The organism is Mixta sp. BE291 (assembly GCF_031457955.1).
Taxonomy (GTDB): Bacteria; Pseudomonadota; Gammaproteobacteria; order Enterobacterales; family Enterobacteriaceae; genus Mixta.
Genome location: NZ_JAVDXN010000001.1, coordinates 29314 through 46311, shown reverse-complemented (window position 1 = coordinate 46311; position 16998 = coordinate 29314). Strand labels below are relative to the sequence as shown.

Sequence of the window (16998 nt, the reverse complement as noted above, 5' to 3'; positions counted from 1 at the left end):
AGCCGCGCCTTTTCAGGCCGCGGCTTTTTTGCTGTGCGTGATTTATGAAGCGGCGATAAACAACTCGCGCAGCTGATGTAGCTGATCGCGCACGTTGGCGGCCTCTTCAAACTCCAGATTCTGCGCATGCTGCTGCATCTGGGTTTCCAGCTGATGGATTTTCTTCTGCAGCGCCTGCGGCGTAAGCGCCAGATAGTTGCCATCCGCCTCGGCGGCAACGCCACGGCTGCTGCTCTTGCCGCGCGTTTTACCTTTGGTATTGCTTTTGCCCAGCTCAAGAATATCGGTGATTTTCTTGTTCAGGCCCTGCGGCACAATACCGTGCTCGGCGTTGTACTCTATCTGCTTCTCGCGGCGGCGCTCGGTTTCGCCAATCGCTTTCGCCATCGATGGCGTAATGCGATCGCCATAGAGAATCGCCTTGCCGTTGACGTTACGCGCCGCACGGCCGATGGTCTGGATCAGCGAGCGTTCTGAACGCAGGAAGCCCTCTTTATCGGCATCCAGAATCGCCACCAACGACACTTCCGGCATATCCAGCCCTTCACGCAGTAAGTTAATGCCCACCAGCACATTAAACTCGCCCAGACGCAAATCGCGAATAATTTCCATACGCTCGACGGTATCGATATCAGAATGCAGATAGCGCACCTTCTCGCCGTGCTCCTCCAGATATTCGGTAAGATCTTCCGCCATGCGCTTGGTCAGCGTGGTGACCAGCACGCGCTCGTTGATTTCAACGCGCTTACGGATTTCCGACAGCAGATCGTCCACCTGGGTGGCGACCGGGCGCACTTCGATAATCGGATCGAGCAGGCCGGTAGGACGCACCACCTGGTCAATGACTTCGCCTGCGGATTTTTCCAGCTCATAGTTGCCCGGCGTGGCCGACACATAGATGGTCTGCGGCGCCAGCGCCTCAAACTCTTCAAACTTCATCGGGCGGTTATCCAGCGCCGACGGCAGGCGGAAGCCATACTCTACCAGCGTCTCTTTACGCGCCCGGTCGCCGCGATACATGCCGCCGATTTGCGGGATCGTTACGTGCGACTCATCCACCACCAGCAGGCCATCCGCCGGTAAATAGTCAAACAGGGTCGGCGGCGCTTCGCCCGGCCCGCGCCCGGAGAGATAACGGGAATAGTTTTCGATGCCGGAGCAGTAGCCCAGCTCATTCATCATCTCCAGGTCGAACTGGGTGCGCTGCGTCAATCGCTGCTCTTCCAGCAGCTTGTTGTTCGCCAGTAAGTTCTTACGGCGGTCGGCCAGCTCAACTTTAATCTCTTCCATCGCCTGCACAATGCGCTCGCGCGGCGTAACGTAGTGCGTTTTCGGATAGATGGTAAAGCGCGGCACCACGGAATCGATCTGGCCGGTAAGCGGATCAAACAGCGACAGCCGCTCCACTTCCTCATCAAACAGCTCAACGCGCAGCGCCATGTCATCCGATTCCGCCGGGAAAATATCGATCACTTCGCCGCGTACGCGGAACGTACCGCGCTGAAACGCCTGGTCGTTACGGCTGTACTGCAGCTCAGCCAGGCGGCGTAAAATACTGCGCTGGTCGATGATCATGCCGCGCGACAGATGCAGCATCATTTTCAAATAGAGATCGGGATCGCCCAGGCCGTAAATCGCTGACACCGAGGCCACCACAATCACATCCCGCCGCTCCAGCAGCGCTTTGGTGGCGGAAAGTCGCATCTGCTCGATGTGTTCATTCACCGAGGCGTCTTTTTCGATAAAGGTATCGGAGCTGGGCACGTAGGCTTCCGGCTGATAGTAGTCGTAGTAGGAAACGAAATACTCGACGGCATTATCGGGAAAGAACTCTTTCATCTCACCATATAGCTGCGCCGCCAGCGTTTTGTTGGGCGCCAGCACCATCGTCGGCCGGTTAAGATCGGCAATCACGTTGGCAACGGTGAAGGTTTTCCCGGAACCGGTCACCCCCAGCAGTGTCTGGTGTGCCAGACCGTCTTCAAGCCCCTCCTTCAGACGGCGTATCGCCTCTGGCTGATCGCCGGAAGGCTGAAAGGCGGAGTTAAGTTTAAAGGCTTTACTCATTAGGCATGATCTCTGCTGAAGAATTGCACGGACAGGAGGATAATTTTACTCCGCTTCGATGATTTTTCCAGCACGTGACACTGGATAAATAATCAGTTATTTTGCCTGATGCCCATGGAAAAGGCAAAGCGACAATTTTAAGGCTTATCATTACATGGGGATAATATTAAGGGACACAAGGTTATCCCCAAGCAAGCGCGCTATTTAACATTTGTCAATAGGCGCAGCGCAAAAGCAAGCGTGCGAAAAAGCATGGGATATCGCAGGCTTGATTTTAACTAACTTACTGAAATTAAATTAAATATAAATAAAGCCCAGTTTCGCGCCAGTTCAGGAAAAAGCCGCGCCCGCTCTGGCCTGCACGTTGTTTTCACTGGGTAATGCACATGGTTATCCACAGGAATAGTGGATAACTGTTTACAGGCCCCGCAACATCGGGGGTGAATAAAATTCCTCCCGACGCCGTAACAGAGATGAAATATTTTTTTTTCGCCTTTTTCACTCTGACCTGTTCCTGAATTTTCCTGTTTAGCACCGGCTATTCGGCGTTATCAACGCTTTTCCGAGGTAAACGTCAAGGCGTTATTAATTAATTTCTCCGCCTGATAGCGGTTCCGCTGCACCATAACCGTGATCGCCGGCACTGCCAATGTGCAGCCGTTTTATTACCGGGTTAAATCATTAAGCATTGTTGACCATTCCCTGCGGTGAACGGCATACCCCCGCCCGCTTTTTATGCGTTGCTCCTGTTCTGGCCTGCGGATTGCAAGAGATCCGCAATCTCCTGTCACCGCTGTTTGTGCGGCCCCACGGGAAAAGACGGTGATATCACGCCGTCGATAGCTGTTAGCGGCCCCGCTTAAGGCCGACGGCAGAGTGTTTTGAACGGTACAGGAGAATATCCGATGCTGCGTTTACGTTCGGTCAATCAGTTCTACGGCAACCATCATATCCTGTGGGATGTGGATCTTGAGCTGTCGCCAGGCAGCTGCACCGGTATTATCGGCCAGCCCGGCATGGGGAAAACCACCCTGGTCAACTGCATTATGGGTCATCTGCCGGTTAACAGCGGCAGCATGATCTGGCAGCAGGCGGGATCGCCACCGGAAAATTTGTTGATGCAGCCAGCGGCCACGCGCGCCCGGCTGGGAATCGGCTATGTCCCGCAGGGACGGCAAATATTCTCTCAGCTCAGCGTGGAGGAAAATCTACAAATCGCCCTGCTGGCGGGTCAGCAGGGGCGTCACTGCGCGATTCCATCGCTGGTTTACGACCTGTTTCCCATGCTGTGGCAGCAACGCCATCAGCGCAGCGGCATGTTGTCGCTGGAACAGCAGCAGCATCTGGCGCTGGCGCGGGCGCTGGCGTTACAGCCGCAGCTGTTGATGCTGGATGAGCCGACCGAAGGGATGTCGCCGTGGCTGGAGGAAGAAACCGGTAATTTGCTGCATCGTCTGAACCGCGAGTTCGGCCTGACCATTCTGCTGCTGGAACAGCGCGTTTCCGTGGTTCGTCACGTGGCGCGCAATTTTCTGCTGCTGCATCGAGGACGCAACGTGGCACAGGGGCACGTTGCGCAGCTGGATGAAAATATGGTGGATAAATGGCTGGCGGTCAGCTGAAACGCTCCGTCAGACGGGCAGACGCAGATAGTCGCCCAGCGCCGCGTCGTCGATCTGCTCCAGGAAAGGAATTTCCCCCAGCAGCGGCGCTGGCAGGCGCTGTTGCAGGGTCGCCATATATTCCTGATGACGGCGGCCCGGCGGCTGAATATCGTTGGCAATCCAGCCCGCCAGCGGCAGCCCGGCGTTACGGATCGCCTCGGCGCTGAGCAATGCATGGTTGATACAGCCCAGTTTAATGCCCACTACCAGAATCACCGGCAGCTGCTCCTGGCGCACCCAGTCAGCGTAGGTTTGCTGTTCCGACAGCGGCGTATACCAGCCGCCTGCGCCCTCCACCAGCACCCAGTCCGCCTTGTCGCGCAGCGCCTGCAATCCGCTGGAGAGCCGGGCAAACTCAATCGGCTGGCCGGTATCGGCGCTGACGATGTGCGGCGAGGTTGGCTCCATAAACACCAGCGGATTGACCTCTTCATAGCTCAGCGTCAGGCTGCTGTTACGCTGTAGCGCCAGCGCATCGCCGTTGCGAATGCCATCGGGCGTCATTTCACTGCCGGAGGCCACCGGCTTGTAGCCCGCGGTACGCAGACCTGCGCGGTTAGCGGCCTGCAGCAATGCGCTGCTGGCGACGGTTTTGCCCACTTCAGTATCGGTTCCGGTCAGAAACCAGCAGTTACTCACAATCAATTACTCCAATAACCAGTTGATAAGAGAGGCGATAGCCGCGCGCATCCTGCGGCCAGTGCTGCGCCAGCTGTTGCAGGCGTTGACGCGTCAACAGCCCGCTGGCGCGTCCCTGATGAATATGGGTCGCGCCGATGCCTTTTAATGACTGCAACGCGCTGCGCACATCGGGAAAATGCTGCTCCACCGTTTCGCTGCTCAGCCGCAGCTTCAGACCCGCGCCAGCCTGTTGGATCGCCGCCTCGGAAAGAAATGTATTAACGTGTTGATAATCATCCAGCGCCTGCCATGCGCTGCGTACCTCATGCAGCGAAGGTTCAGCCAGGGTAGAAAACAGCACCCGCCCGCCGGGCCGGGTAACCCGACAGAGTTCGCGTAGCCCCTGCGCCAGATCGTCACACCACTGGATTGCCAGATTGCTCCAGCTCACATCCACGCTCTGCGCGCGCAGCGGCAACGCTTCGATATCGCCCAGTAGGTAGTGATGCGCCGTTTCATCGCGCCGCGCCTGCGCCAGCATGCCCGCCGAGAAATCGAGCGCGATCACCTGATGCCCCAGCTCGCGCCAGCGACGGCTGAACCAGCCGGTGCCGCAGCCCGCGTCCAGCACGGTTGCGGCGCATAAACCAGGCTGGTGCGCCATTAACCGCTCGCCGCTGTAGCGTTGCAGTTCGGCAAAGCGATCGTAACCGTTGGCCGCGCGACCAAACGCCTGCGCCACCGCCTGTTTATTCACTTTGTGCGTCATACAATGCCTCCAGTAACCGATCGATATCTTCTGCGGTATGGCGTGCGGTTAAGGTAATCCGCAGCCGGGCGGTGCCGGGCGGCACCGTTGGCGGGCGAATCGCCGTTACCCAGCAGCCGCGCTGGCGCAGACGATCGGCCAGCGCCAGCGCCTGGCTATCGTCGCCCACCAGCAACGGCTGAATCGCACTGGAGGAAGGCATTAAAGTCAAAGAGAGCTGTGCCGCGCCACGGCGGAAGCGGGCAATATTGGCCGCCAGTTGCTCACGCAAATCATCGCCCTGCTGTACCGCGTGCAAGGCTGCACGCAGCGCCTGCGCCTGTGCGGGCGGCATCGCAGTGCTGTAAATCAGGTGGCGGGCGAACTGCAGCAGATAATCGGCGGTGTCGCTGTCGCACAGCAGCGCCGCGCCGCTGATGCCAAACGCTTTGCCAAAAGTGACGATCAGCAATTCCGGCCGCACGCCCTGCTGCCAGCAGCTGCCGCGCCCCTGCTCGCCCTGCACGCCGATGCCGTGCGCATCATCCACCAGCAGCCAGCCGCCCGCCTGCTGCGTTAGCTGATGCAACGCTGCCAGCGGCGCGCTGTCGCCATCCATACTAAAGATGCCTTCCGTCACCACCAGGGTTTCGCCCGTTTCCTGCGGCGTTAGCAGCCGTTGCAGCCCTGCAGGTTGATTATGGACAAAACGGCGCAGCGTAGCCGGACTCAGACTGGCGGCCTCCAGCAGTGAAGCGTGCGACAGCTTGTCCGCCAGAATGCGATCGCCCGCGCCTGCCAGCGCGCCAATTGCCGCCTGATTCGCGGCGTAACCGGAATTAAACAGCAGCGCGCAGGGATAGCCCAGCCAGTCAGCCAGTTCGGTTTCCAGTTGGGCATGCGGCAGCGCATAGCCGGTAACGTGACCCGATGCCCCGGCGCCCACGCCGTAGCGTTCAGCGCCCTGCTGCCAGGCCTGCACCAGCCGCGCATCGGTGCTGAGTCCGAGGTAATCGTTGCTGGCGAAGTTGCGGTAGCGTTTGCCGTTATGCAGCAGCCCGCCCGCGCCTTCCGGCGTCACCAGGCTGCGCTGACGTAAACGCTGCTGCTGCCGACGCTCGGCCAGCGCCGTCGCGATGCGATGTTGCCAGCTCATTAATGGGCCGCGTTGTAATACTGCGCGGTATCGGCGTTAACCAGCTGCTGCGCCAGTGCCTGCTGCTGCTCGTTATCGCCTGCACGAGTATGGGTATGTTCAGGATTCAGGCCCAGCTTGCGGAACAGCAGCAGATCCTTATCCTCTTCCGGATTCGGCGTGGTCAGCAGTTTGCAGCCGTAGAAAATGGAGTTCGCGCCCGCCATAAAGCACATCGCCTGGGTCTGCTCGCTCATCTGCTCGCGACCGGCGGAAAGACGCACGTGCGAGCGCGGCATCATGATGCGCGCCACGGCGATGGTGCGGATAAAATCAAACGGATCGACATCGTCGTTATCCGCCAGCGGCGTGCCCTTGACCTTAACCAGCATGTTGATCGGCACGCTTTCCGGCGGCGTCGGCAGATTCGCCAGCTGGACCAGCAGTCCGGCGCGATCTTCCACCTCTTCGCCCAGCCCGATGATGCCGCCAGAACAGACTTTAATTCCCGCTTCACGCACTTTCTCCAGCGTATCCAGTCGTTCCTGATAGCTGCGGGTGGTGATGATATTGCCGTAAAACTCCGGCGAGGTATCCAGGTTGTGATTGTAGAAATCAAGCCCGGCGCTGCCCAGCCGCTGCGCCTGCTCATCGTTCAGCGTGCCCAGCGTCATACAGGTTTCCAGCCCCATCGCCTTCACGCCCTGCACCATTTTTTCCAGGTAAGGCATATCGCGATCGTTGGGGTTTTTCCATGCCGCGCCCATACAGAAACGGGAGGAGCCTGCCGCCTTCGCCTTGCGCGCCGAGGCCAGCACCTCTTCCACTTCCATCAAACGCTCCGCTTCCAGCCCGGTTTTATAGCGGGCGCTTTGCGGGCAATATTTGCAATCCTCCGGGCAGGCGCCGGTTTTAATCGATAACAGCGTACTGACCTGTACCTGACGCGGGTCGAAGTGCTGGCGATGTACCTGCTGCGCCTCAAACATTAATTCAAGAAAAGGTTTATTAAACAGGGCCTGAGCCTGTGCCAGGGTCCAACGCATTGACATTGCTTACTCCAGAAGGGGGTCGTTTTTATCATGTAATCTGATGTAGACTTGTAAACTAAATCTTTTTATTTTGGTTTACAAGTGATCATGACTTCTGACGACCTCGCTTTCGACCGCGACCATATCTGGCATCCTTACACTTCCATGAGCGAACCGCTGCCCTGTTATCCGGTGGTCGGCGCGCTGGGCGTTCATTTGCAGCTGGACGATGGCCGCCAGCTGGTGGACGGCATGTCTTCCTGGTGGGCGGCGATTCATGGCTATAACCACCCGCGCCTGAATCAGGCGCTGCAACAGCAGATGGCGCAAATGTCCCACGTGATGTTCGGCGGCATTACGCATCCCGCCGCCGTGGCGCTCTGCCGACGTCTGGTGGCGATGACCCCCGCGCCGCTGGAATGCGTCTTTCTGGCGGATTCCGGCTCGGTGGCGGTGGAAGTGGCGATGAAAATGGCGCTGCAATATTGGCAGGCGCGTGGGGAAAAACGGCAGCGCTTTTTAACCCTGCGCCGCGGCTATCATGGCGATACCTTTTCCGCGATGTCGGTCTGCGATCCTGAAAATTCCATGCACAGCCTGTGGCAGGGCTATCTGCCCACGCATCTGTTCGCGCCCGCGCCGCAGTGCCGCTTTGATGACAACTGGGATGAGCAGGATATCGCGGAATTTGCCGCCCAGATCGCAGCCCATGCCGACAGCATCGCCGCAGTGATCCTTGAGCCGGTGGTCCAGGGCGCGGGCGGCATGCGTTTTTATCATCCGCGTTATCTGCAACGGGTGCGCGAGCTGTGTGACCGCCATCAGGTGCTGTTAATTGCCGATGAGATCGCTACCGGCTTTGGCCGTACCGGCAAACTGTTCGCCTGCGATCATGCGGCTATTACGCCCGATATTCTCTGCCTGGGGAAAGCGCTGACCGGCGGCACCATGACGCTTTCCGCCACGCTGACCACGCGTGACGTAGCGAATACCATCAGCAACGGCGCGGCGGGCTGCTTTATGCATGGGCCGACCTTTATGGGCAATCCGCTGGCCTGCGCCGTGGCCGACGCCAGCCTGGCGCTGCTGCAGGAAGGCCACTGGCAGACGCAGGTTGCGGCCATTGAACAACAGCTGCGTTCAGCGCTGCTGCCGCTGGCAGATCATCCGCAGGTGGCGGATGCGCGCGTGCTGGGCGCTATCGGCGTGATTGAAAGCCGTCAGCCGGTGAATATGGCAGCGATTCAACGCTTCTTTGTCGAGCATGGCGTCTGGATCCGCCCCTTCGGCAAGCTGATTTATTTGATGCCGCCTTATGTGATTACCCCGCAGCAGCTGAGCCTGCTAACCGATACCATCAAAGCGGCATTAGATCGGGCCGATCTGTTTTTGCCAGGCTGATGCTGACTCGCCGTCGGGCACGGGACCACAGGATAAACTACGCTTTTAACATGCCCATTAGCCAAGGAGTGAATAATGTCACAGCAAAAAGAGCATAATCGTCGCGTAATTTTAGTCTCGCGTCCGCACGGCGCGCCCACCGCCGAAAACTTTCGTCTTGATACCGCATCGGTTCCCACGCCTGGTGAGGGAGAGCTGCTTCTGCGGACGGTGTATCTCTCACTCGACCCTTATATGCGTGGCCGCATGAGCGATGCACCTTCCTACGTCGAACCTTATAAGGTGGGAGACGTGTTAGGCGCTGGCACGGTGGCGATTGTTGAGCAGTCGCAGCATCCCGACTACCAGCAGGGCGACTGGGTCGTCAGCCAGAGCGGCTGGCAGGATTATGCGCTGTCGGACGGCAGCGGGCTGTTTAAGCTACAGGGTCCGGTGTTAAAACATCCGTCATGGGCGTTAAGCCTGCTGGGGATGACCGGTTTTACCGCCTATATGGGGCTGCTGGATATTGGTAATCCGCAGCCGGGCGAAACCGTGGTGGTCGCCGCCGCAACCGGGGCCGTAGGCTCGGTGGTGGGGCAAATCGCCAAACTGAAAGGCTGTCGCGTGGTTGGCATCGCCGGTGGCGAAGAGAAGTGCCGCTACGCGATGGAAAAACTGGGCTTCGACCATTGCGTGGATCACCGACGCGACGATCTGGCGCAGCAGCTGAAGCAGCACTGCCCTGACGGTATCGATGTCTATTTCGAAAATGTCGGCGGCAAAGTATTCAAGGCGGTATTGCCGCTGATGAACAGCAAAGGACGTATTCCGCTGTGCGGCCTGATTGCCGACTATAACAGCACCGACCTGCCGCAGGGAGAAGATCATCTGCCGCTGTTCCAGGGCGCGATTCTGCGTAAGCGCCTGCGCGTGCAGGGTTTTATTATCACTCAGGATTACGGCGATCGCTTTGAGGAGTTTTTCCGTCAGATGAGTCAGTGGGTGGCGGAAGATCGTCTGGTATTCCGCGAACATATCGTTGATGAGCTGGAAAATGCGCCGGAAGCCTTTATCGGCATGCTGGAAGGTAAAAACTTCGGCAAGCTGGTTATCCGGGTAGCAGCGGATCAACCGGGAGAGCAGTAATGAAAATTTTAATGGTCATAACGTCTCACGATCGGCTGGGCGACACCGGCAAAAAAACCGGCTTCTGGCTGGAAGAGTTTGTCGCACCTTATTACATCTTTAAAGATGCCGGTATCAGCGTGGTGCTGGCTTCGCCGCAGGGCGGGCAGCCGCCGCTGGATCCGAAAAGCGACGCGCCCGATGCGCAAACGCACGACACGGAACGTTTTCGCCACGATCTTGCCGCGCAACAGGCGCTGGCAAATACGCAACGGCTGGAAACCATTGATGGCAGCAAGTTCGACGCGGTATTTTATCCCGGCGGCCACGGTCCGCTCTGGGATCTGGCCGAGGACAAGCACAGTATCGCGCTGATTGAAAACCTGTTTGCCAATGGCAAACCGGTTGCTACCGTTTGCCACGCGCCTGGCGTGCTGCGCCACGTGAAGAAACCAGACGGCACGCCGCTGGTCGCCGGTAAACGCGTCACCGGCTTTACCAACAGCGAGGAGCAGGCGGTCGGGCTGACCGATATTGTGCCTTTCCTGGTGGAGGATGAGCTGAAGAATCAGGGCGGCCTGTTTGAGCGCACGCAGGATTGGGGCGTCTGGACAGTGACCGATGGCCATTTAATCACGGGCCAGAACCCCGCCTCTTCGGCCGCCACCGCAGAAGAATTACTGAAACTGTTGCATCAATAAAATGGAGAGGCGATGAGGGTTTACAGTCACAATTTTAACGACGGCGACAAGATGCCGGAGCGCCATGTCTTTAACGGCATGGGTTATCAGGGCGATAATATTTCCCCGCACCTTGCCTGGGATGAGGTGCCGGACGGCACGAAAAGCTTTGTGGTGACCTGTTATGATCCCGATGCGCCAACCGGTTCCGGCTGGTGGCACTGGGTGGTGGCGAATATTCCGGCTAACGTCACGGTGCTGCCGCAGGGCGCAGGCTCTGGTCAGGCGTCGCTGCCTGAAGAGGCGATTCAGACGCGTACCGACTTTGGTCAGGCGGGCTACGGCGGCGCGGCACCGCCGCAGGGCGAAAGCCATCGCTATATTTTCACCGTGCATGCGCTGGACGTGGATAAAATCGAGGTTGATGAAAACGCCAGCGGCGCGATGGTAGGCTTTAACGTCCATTTCCACCGCCTCGCCAGCGCCTCGATCACCGTGCTTTACAGCTAATTAGACCGGGCGGAGCGTTATTGCGCTTCGCCCGCTGGGTGATGTCCGCCCTGCTGCGGGTTTTGCTAATCGGATATATAATGCAATTTCTGCAACTGGAATGCCCACGGGTGCTGTGTCAGCCCGAGCGGCAGAATGGCGATACAGATGAAGTCAGCGTGTGCCTTCGATGAAATTTCGGGTAATCGAGGCAGATTATCCTGTAAATTTCCATTCACCGTTGGATGTTTTTTTCCATATATCGCTAGCACTTTCAGGGCGTAACTGCATATCAAGCACGGATCCGGAAGCAGTGAATCCTAATTTTGCGTATACACTAGCTGCATCAATATCCATCACATCGAGATTTATTATACCTTTTTCCCCAAAGTACTCAGACATATTAACAAGATGCTCCATCAAGGCCGTGCCGGCTCCCCGCGCTCCCGGATGGCTAAAAATAGAACTAATATAAAGTCCCGGTATTCCTGGTTCCTGTGTCCATGCCATCACGCCAATCACTTCCTCGTTTATAAAACAAGCAGTAAACTGATTGTCTGACTCTCCTTCTATGACCTCCGCAGCGGTTTCTGAGACCAAATCTGCGACTTCCCATGACGCTGCCGCTTTTTTATTCCAGAGGAAAACGTCATCTGATCCAGACTCTGTTAACTGCCAGTTATTTTTAATATCAGCCTTAATTTTATCGATGTGTTTTTGTGCATCCTGAGGATCTATATCGCGAATAAAACTTTTATTTTCCTGGCTAAAACGATCAGAAAAATTTTCGGTTTTATATGTGTGAAGATTTGCGCCTATTTTCATGGACTTGACGTTTAAAATTTAAAACCTGGAGTATATATAGGGTATTTCAGGATCGCTTTCATAAAACGATTCTCTATTTTCGCCAATCTCCAGCCCGCGCCGCAAAATTTCCTGCTGACGCGCCGGATTGATCTCCGCCGTTAACACAACGCATCGGGGAAAGAAAAACAACAATGAGAGCGCAATAGTTTGATCTAATCAGGTTAAATTGCCGCAGCGCAGCCGAAACTGCGCTGCGGCATCAGCGTTACAGCGCGTGGATCACCACCCACATCGGCCCCTGCCCAACCGCGTAGCGCGCCAGCGGCGTCAGCAGCCCCTGTTCGCCACCGATGCGATAAACTTCGATATGGTGCGATTTCTGCCCCGCCGCCACCAGATACTGGCCGCTGTGGTCAACATTAAAGCCGCGCGGCTGCGTTTCCGTTGGCTGATGCCCTTCCAGCGTTAACAATGCGCCATCTTCGCTGACGCTGAAGATGCTCAGGGTGCTGGAGGTGCGATCGCAGGCGTAAAGATGACGGCCATCCGGCGTCAAGTGAATATCTGCCGCCCAGCGGGTATCGGCAAAGTCAGCGGGCTGCATATCCAGGCTCTGTACGCACTCCACTTCGCCATGAGCGTTGCGCAGCTGCCAGACATCAACGGTGCTGTTCAGCTCGTTCACGCAATACGCGTACTGTTGATTAGGATGGAAAACCATATGGCGCGGGCCTGCGCCCTCAACGGTGGTAACCTGCGGCTGCTGATGCGGCGTCAGTTTGCCGGTGGCATGCACATCAAACAGGCAGATGCGATCCTGCTTCAGCGCCGGTACAAACAGCGTCTGGTTGTCGCTGCTGATATTCGCCGAATGGCAGCCTTCCAGCCCGTTAATCACCTGGCTCGGCTCCAGCGGCACGCCGTCCGCGCCGATTGGGCTGATGCTGACGCAGGCGTCGTTATAAGAGCCGCAGAACAAAAACCGGCCCTGACGATCGGTAGAGATATGCGTCGGGCTGCCCGGTAGCGAGGCCTGGCCCGCTTCGCTCAGCGTCCCGTCTTCCGCGATACGATAGGCGATGGTGCGAAACTGCGGGCGCACGCCGACGTATAAAAAAGGCTGACCCGGATTGACCACCATCGGCTGCACCTGACCGGCGACATCTACCACCTGCAGCAGCGTCAGCGCGCCGTCCTCATTCATACGCCAGACGTGAATCTGTTGGCTTTCCGGACTGGCGGTATACACAACTTGCTTCATGAATTCTCCTTGTCTGATTACCTGTAATTGTTGGCCTGTGGCAAAGGGTAGCGTGTTTTACCTTTCACCGACGGATTGTTTATGCCGCAGCGGTTTGGCGACCAGCGCCGCAAGGTGTAACATCGCTGCTTTGCTAATAATGACTGGCGGAATTAACCATGAGCTATCGCGTGATTGCCCTCGACCTTGACGGTACGCTGCTAACGCCGCGTAAAACCATTCTTCCTGAATCGCTGGCAGCCCTTGCCGAAGCCCAACGGGCCGGGGTGAAAGTCCTGATTGTTACCGGACGCCATCACTGCGCTATTCATCCTTTTTATCAGGCGCTGGCGTTAGATACACCTGCAATCTGCTGTAATGGCACCTATTTGTATGATTATGCAGCGAAAAAGGTGCTAGCCGCCGATCCGCTGGCATCAATGCAGACGCTGAAAGTGATCGACATGCTTGAGCAACAGGCGATTCACGGCCTGCTGTATGTTGATGACGCCATGCTCTATCACACGCCGACCGGCCATGTCGAACGCACCCTGCTGTGGGCGGAATCGCTGCCGCCGCATCAGCGCCCGCGCTTTTTACAGGTGCCCGATTTAGCCGTTGCCGCGCAGCAAGCGCAGGCGATCTGGAAGTTTGCCCTCTCCCATCCCGATACGCGCGCGTTGCAGCAGTTTGCTGAACTGGTTGAGCAGGAGCTGGGGCTGGCGTGCGAATGGTCGTGGCACGATCAGGTCGATATCGCGCAGGCAGGCAACAGCAAAGGCAAGCGTCTGGCGCAGTGGGTTGAAGCGCAGGGGCTGGAAATGAAAGATGTGCTGGCGTTTGGCGATAACTATAACGACCTCAGCATGCTGGAAACCGCCGGGCTGGGCGTGGCGATGGGCAATGCCGATGACGCGATAAAAGCGCGCGCTAAACGGGTTATCGGCACTAACCTGGAGCCGGGTATCGCAGAAACCATTCGTCGCGAAGTGCTGTAACGGCACGATCGGTGCGGGCGGGCGGCGATATGCTCAGGCTTGGCCTGACCACGCTATCGTCTGACTGCTGTCTCGCCTGGCAGGCAAAAAACGGAGCCTATCCGGCTCCGCGTTTTCAGGGGGTAATGGAGACGCTTTTGATCTGGGCGAAGAGCCACATGCCCGGCTTGATCGACAGCTCATCGCGCGCCCACGGCGTAATGCGCGCCCACAGCTCGCTGGAGCCGATGCGCAGCTTTACTTCTACCTGTTGATTAGAGACCTCAATGAGCTCGCTGACCTGTGCGGGCAGCACGTTGCGAATGGTGCTGTTCAGCGGCGGCTGTAGCGTTAACGACACATCCGACGACTGAATGCGAATACGCAGCGGCGTTTTCAGCGGCGCATCCACCCGGCTGACCCAGATATGCTGATCGCCAAGCGACAGCGCGGTCATGGCATAATCGGGATGCTGCTCCAGCACCTGTACGCGCAGTACGCTGCTCTGTTCGCTACGCGGCAGCCACGGGCGCAGCGCGCTGCCGTTCCACACCTCTTCCAGCGTCCCGAACGCCTTAACCTCGCCGTTATCCAGCACCAGCACCCGATCGGCCAGCTGCAGAATCTCATCAAGGCTGTGCGACACATACAGCAACGGAATATCCACCTGCTTCGCCAGCTTCTGCAAATAAGGCAGAAGCTCACGCTTGCGCAGCAAATCCAGCGCCGCCAGCGGCTCATCCATCAGCAGAATATCGGGCGCGGTCAGCAATGCGCGGCCAATGGCGACCCGCTGCTTTTCTCCACCGGAAAGCGACCAGGGAAAACGATCCAGCAGATCGCCAATGCCCAATAAATCAACCAGCGCGTTAAACTGCGGCTGACGGCTTTTCGCCATGCCGTAGCGCAAATTGCCGCGCACGCGATAATGCGGAAAGAGGCGCGCTTCCTGAAAAACGTAGCCAACGCGCCGTTTCTCCGGCGGCAGCCAGACAGCCTGCTCCGCATCGCTCAGCGTCTCGCCGTTCAGGCGAATATAGCCCTGCTGCGGCGCAGCCAGCCCGGCGATAGCGTTAATTAACGAGGTTTTCCCGGCGCCGGAGACGCCAAAAATCGCGGTAATGCCGCTGGCGGGCAGTTGGGTATCGATATGCAGCGTGCTGTCGCCCTGCTGCAAGGTGAAATTAAGCTCCAGCATTAGCCCCCCAGACGCTTACGGCCCCAGCGGGCCAGCCATTCCGACAACAGTAATGAAAGCAACGCCAGCGCAATAGCGATCAGGCAGAGTCGGGCGGCATTCGCTTCGGCGCCCGGCGTTTCCAGCAGGGTAAACATCGCCAGCGGAATGGTGCGGGTTTCGCCAGGAATATTAGAGACAAAGGTGATGGTCGCGCCAAACTCGCCGAGCGAGCGGGCAAACGCCAGTACCGTACCGGCGATCAGGCCCGGCAGCGTCAGCGGTAGCGTGATGGTAAAAAACACGCGCCAGCGCCCGGCGCCCAGCGTACGCGCCGCCTGCTCCAGTTTGGGATCAACCGCCTCCAGCGCCAGACGAATAGCGCGTACCATCAGCGGCAGCGCTACCACGGCGGCGGCCAGCGCCGCGCCGCGCCAGCTAAAGGCAAAGCTGATACCGAACCAGTCATAAAGCCAGGCACCCAGCCATCCGCGCCGTCCAAGCGACAGCAGCAGCAGATAGCCCACCACCACCGGCGGCAGCACCAGCGGCAGGTGAATCAGGCTATCCAGCAACGCTTTGCCACGGAAATGACAGCGCGCCAGCACCCAGGCGAGAAAAATGCCAAAAGGCAGGCTGAACAACACAGCAACAGCAGACACTTTCAGGCTGAGTTCAACAGCCTGCCATTCAACATCACTCAATATCATTAGCGTGGCGTAAATCCATATTTTTTAAATATTACTGCCGCTTCCGGCCCTGTCAGATAGTCATAAAACGCGCTGACGGCGGGATGGCGATGATCTTTCACAATGGCCATGGGATATTCTACCGGCTTATGGCTGTTTTCCGGGAAATGCCCCACCACCGTGACTTTTTGGCTGGCGACGGCATCAGAGCCGTACACAATCCCGTAGGGCGTTTCATTTCGCTCCACCAGCGCCAGCGCGGCGCGGACATTATTTGCGCGCGCCATAACCGGCGACAGCGTATCCCAGGCGCCTAAATTTTGTAAGGCCTCTTTCGCATAAATACCGGCCGGAACATGATCCGGATCGCCGGTGGCGATACGCTGGCCTTTTAACAGGTTTTTCCAGTCAGTGTTTTTATCAATGGTCACCGCTTTTGCCTGCGTATCGGCGGGCGCGATCAGCACCAGTTCATTACCCAACAGCGTGTAGCGCGAATCGCTTTCAACGCTGTTTTTCTGCGCCGCGTAATCCATCCACTGCTGGTCGGCGGAGATAAACAGATCGGCCGGTGCGCCCTGCTCTATCTGGCGCGCCAGCGTTGAAGAAGAGGCGTAAGAGGCGACGATTTTAATCTCATGCTTGTTTTTTTCATACTGGCTGACGATATCCTGCAACGCGTTAGTCAGCGAGGCGGCAGCAAATACCGTGACGTTTTCCGCCGCGACGGCATGCCCTGATACGCTCAGACTCAGGGCGGCAGCGCCCAACCAGTGGCTCCATTTAATAACAGACATAGCTTTTCTCCAGGTTACGTTATGTAGCGCATAATATAACGAGACGGGAAGAGGGAGCCATATGTTTGATCAAAAGTGGGCGTTGGGCAAAAAGCAGCAGGACCGACATCATGTCGGCCCTGTTAAGAGAAATGCACGGTGAGCTTACTGGCGATGTTTCGCCGGTTGGTCGTTACGATGACCGAACTTTGAAATGACGTTAAACACTTCGCCCAAGCCATAAATCAGGCCCAGAATAATCGCCATTACGATCGGCACCATGATCACGGCGACAGCAAGGCTTTTTAATAACTCCAGCATAGTTGCCTCGTTTATTACGCTAAAAAAAACCATTCTAACCAGCGCGATGAAAAACGCACTGCTATTTT

Annotated in this window: 17 protein-coding genes; 6 read left to right on the top strand and 11 right to left on the bottom strand. The window is 57.4% G+C overall.

Features of this window, described 5'->3' with window-relative positions; all coding sequences use genetic code 11:
* Positions 1–42: 42 nt before the first annotated feature.
* A complete protein-coding gene (gene uvrB / locus J2X14_RS00240; RefSeq protein ID WP_352409224.1) occupies positions 43–2067 on the bottom strand; it encodes an excinuclease ABC subunit UvrB in 2025 nt (674 codons plus the stop codon).
* Between the two features lie 905 nt (positions 2068–2972).
* Here uvrB and J2X14_RS00235 point away from each other — a divergent pair.
* Complete coding sequence (locus tag J2X14_RS00235; RefSeq protein WP_352409223.1) at positions 2973–3689, top strand: ATP-binding cassette domain-containing protein; 717 nt, start codon at positions 2973–2975, stop codon at positions 3687–3689.
* Positions 3690–3698: 9 nt separating this feature from the next.
* Here the strand turns inward: J2X14_RS00235 and bioD are convergent, their stop codons facing one another.
* From bioD to bioB, 4 genes are read right to left on the bottom strand one after another with little or no spacing between them, the layout of a single operon-like run.
* On the bottom strand, positions 3699–4370 hold the full coding sequence (gene bioD / locus J2X14_RS00230; protein ID WP_352409222.1) for a dethiobiotin synthase: 672 nt from the start codon (positions 4368–4370) through the stop codon (positions 3699–3701).
* Positions 4363–5121 carry a malonyl-ACP O-methyltransferase BioC gene (bioC, locus tag J2X14_RS00225; RefSeq protein WP_352409221.1) on the bottom strand — a complete coding sequence of 253 codons (759 nt, stop codon included), beginning with the start codon at positions 5119–5121 and terminating at the stop codon, positions 4363–4365. Before bioC ends, bioD begins: the two co-directional genes overlap by 8 nt.
* The gene (gene bioF / locus J2X14_RS00220) at positions 5102–6256 is read right to left on the bottom strand and encodes an 8-amino-7-oxononanoate synthase (RefSeq protein ID WP_352409220.1); all 1155 of its coding nucleotides are present in this window, start codon (positions 6254–6256) and stop codon (positions 5102–5104) included. The genes bioC and bioF overlap by 20 nt, the downstream gene beginning before the upstream one ends.
* On the bottom strand, positions 6256–7287 hold the full coding sequence (gene bioB, locus J2X14_RS00215) for a biotin synthase BioB (RefSeq protein WP_352409219.1): 1032 nt from the start codon (positions 7285–7287) through the stop codon (positions 6256–6258). The genes bioF and bioB overlap by 1 nt, the downstream gene beginning before the upstream one ends.
* Before the next feature lie 87 nt (positions 7288–7374).
* On the opposite strand from bioB, the gene bioA reads away from it, so the two are divergent.
* From bioA to J2X14_RS00195, 4 genes are all read left to right on the top strand, one after another.
* Complete coding sequence (gene bioA, locus J2X14_RS00210; protein ID WP_352409218.1) at positions 7375–8667, top strand: adenosylmethionine--8-amino-7-oxononanoate transaminase; 1293 nt, start codon at positions 7375–7377, stop codon at positions 8665–8667.
* 75 nt (positions 8668–8742) lie between these two features.
* A complete protein-coding gene (gene curA / locus J2X14_RS00205; RefSeq protein ID WP_352409217.1) occupies positions 8743–9795 on the top strand; it encodes an NADPH-dependent curcumin/dihydrocurcumin reductase in 1053 nt (350 codons plus the stop codon).
* Positions 9795–10475 carry a type 1 glutamine amidotransferase domain-containing protein gene (locus J2X14_RS00200; protein ID WP_352409216.1) on the top strand — a complete coding sequence of 227 codons (681 nt, stop codon included), beginning with the start codon at positions 9795–9797 and terminating at the stop codon, positions 10473–10475. The genes curA and J2X14_RS00200 overlap by 1 nt, the downstream gene beginning before the upstream one ends.
* A gap of 12 nt (positions 10476–10487) precedes the next feature.
* Positions 10488–10964: a kinase inhibitor gene (locus J2X14_RS00195; protein WP_352409215.1), complete on the top strand. Its 477-nt coding sequence runs from the start codon at positions 10488–10490 to the stop codon at positions 10962–10964.
* A gap of 195 nt (positions 10965–11159) precedes the next feature.
* On the opposite strand, the gene J2X14_RS00190 is transcribed toward J2X14_RS00195, so the two are convergent.
* The gene (locus J2X14_RS00190; protein ID WP_352409214.1) at positions 11160–11768 is read right to left on the bottom strand and encodes a GNAT family N-acetyltransferase; all 609 of its coding nucleotides are present in this window, start codon (positions 11766–11768) and stop codon (positions 11160–11162) included.
* Between the two features lie 247 nt (positions 11769–12015).
* Positions 12016–13011, bottom strand: a complete 996-nt coding sequence (pgl, locus tag J2X14_RS00185) for a 6-phosphogluconolactonase (RefSeq protein WP_352409213.1) — start codon at positions 13009–13011, stop codon at positions 12016–12018.
* 158 nt (positions 13012–13169) lie between these two features.
* Here pgl and J2X14_RS00180 point away from each other — a divergent pair, with 158 nt between their 5' ends.
* Positions 13170–13988, top strand: a complete 819-nt coding sequence (locus tag J2X14_RS00180; protein ID WP_352409212.1) for a pyridoxal phosphatase — start codon at positions 13170–13172, stop codon at positions 13986–13988.
* Between the two features lie 115 nt (positions 13989–14103).
* On the opposite strand, the gene modC is transcribed toward J2X14_RS00180, so the two are convergent.
* The 4 genes from modC to J2X14_RS00160 all read right to left on the bottom strand — a co-directional run bounded on the left by modC (position 14104) and on the right by J2X14_RS00160 (position 16930).
* The gene (gene modC, locus J2X14_RS00175) at positions 14104–15165 is read right to left on the bottom strand and encodes a molybdenum ABC transporter ATP-binding protein ModC (RefSeq protein ID WP_352409211.1); all 1062 of its coding nucleotides are present in this window, start codon (positions 15163–15165) and stop codon (positions 14104–14106) included.
* Positions 15165–15854, bottom strand: a complete 690-nt coding sequence (modB, locus tag J2X14_RS00170; RefSeq protein ID WP_352409210.1) for a molybdate ABC transporter permease subunit — start codon at positions 15852–15854, stop codon at positions 15165–15167. The genes modC and modB overlap by 1 nt, the downstream gene beginning before the upstream one ends.
* A complete protein-coding gene (gene modA, locus J2X14_RS00165) occupies positions 15854–16630 on the bottom strand; it encodes a molybdate ABC transporter substrate-binding protein (RefSeq protein ID WP_352409209.1) in 777 nt (258 codons plus the stop codon). The genes modB and modA overlap by 1 nt, the downstream gene beginning before the upstream one ends.
* Before the next feature lie 144 nt (positions 16631–16774).
* A complete protein-coding gene (locus J2X14_RS00160) occupies positions 16775–16930 on the bottom strand; it encodes an AcrZ family multidrug efflux pump-associated protein (RefSeq protein WP_085067555.1) in 156 nt (51 codons plus the stop codon).
* Between the last annotated feature and the right edge of the window lie 68 nt (positions 16931–16998).

Bases quoted from the DNA above. Each gene is read 5' to 3' on its own strand.
- J2X14_RS00160 (WP_085067555.1), bottom strand. From the start codon at position 16,930: ATGCTGGAGTTATTAAAAAGCCTTGCTGTCGCCGTGATCATGGTGCCG.
- bioA (WP_352409218.1), top strand. From the start codon at position 7,375: ATGACTTCTGACGACCTCGCTTTCGACCGCGACCATATCTGGCATCCT.
- bioB (WP_352409219.1), bottom strand. From the start codon at position 7,287: ATGTCAATGCGTTGGACCCTGGCACAGGCTCAGGCCCTGTTTAATAAA.
- J2X14_RS00235 (WP_352409223.1), top strand. From the start codon at position 2,973: ATGCTGCGTTTACGTTCGGTCAATCAGTTCTACGGCAACCATCATATC.
- bioF (WP_352409220.1), bottom strand. From the start codon at position 6,256: ATGAGCTGGCAACATCGCATCGCGACGGCGCTGGCCGAGCGTCGGCAG.
- modC (WP_352409211.1), bottom strand. From the start codon at position 15,165: ATGCTGGAGCTTAATTTCACCTTGCAGCAGGGCGACAGCACGCTGCAT.
- J2X14_RS00200 (WP_352409216.1), top strand. From the start codon at position 9,795: ATGAAAATTTTAATGGTCATAACGTCTCACGATCGGCTGGGCGACACC.
- curA (WP_352409217.1), top strand. From the start codon at position 8,743: ATGTCACAGCAAAAAGAGCATAATCGTCGCGTAATTTTAGTCTCGCGT.
- J2X14_RS00180 (WP_352409212.1), top strand. From the start codon at position 13,170: ATGAGCTATCGCGTGATTGCCCTCGACCTTGACGGTACGCTGCTAACG.
- J2X14_RS00195 (WP_352409215.1), top strand. From the start codon at position 10,488: ATGAGGGTTTACAGTCACAATTTTAACGACGGCGACAAGATGCCGGAG.
- modB (WP_352409210.1), bottom strand. From the start codon at position 15,854: ATGATATTGAGTGATGTTGAATGGCAGGCTGTTGAACTCAGCCTGAAA.
- bioC (WP_352409221.1), bottom strand. From the start codon at position 5,121: ATGACGCACAAAGTGAATAAACAGGCGGTGGCGCAGGCGTTTGGTCGC.
- uvrB (WP_352409224.1), bottom strand. From the start codon at position 2,067: ATGAGTAAAGCCTTTAAACTTAACTCCGCCTTTCAGCCTTCCGGCGAT.
- modA (WP_352409209.1), bottom strand. From the start codon at position 16,630: ATGTCTGTTATTAAATGGAGCCACTGGTTGGGCGCTGCCGCCCTGAGT.
- J2X14_RS00190 (WP_352409214.1), bottom strand. From the start codon at position 11,768: ATGAAAATAGGCGCAAATCTTCACACATATAAAACCGAAAATTTTTCT.
- pgl (WP_352409213.1), bottom strand. From the start codon at position 13,011: ATGAAGCAAGTTGTGTATACCGCCAGTCCGGAAAGCCAACAGATTCAC.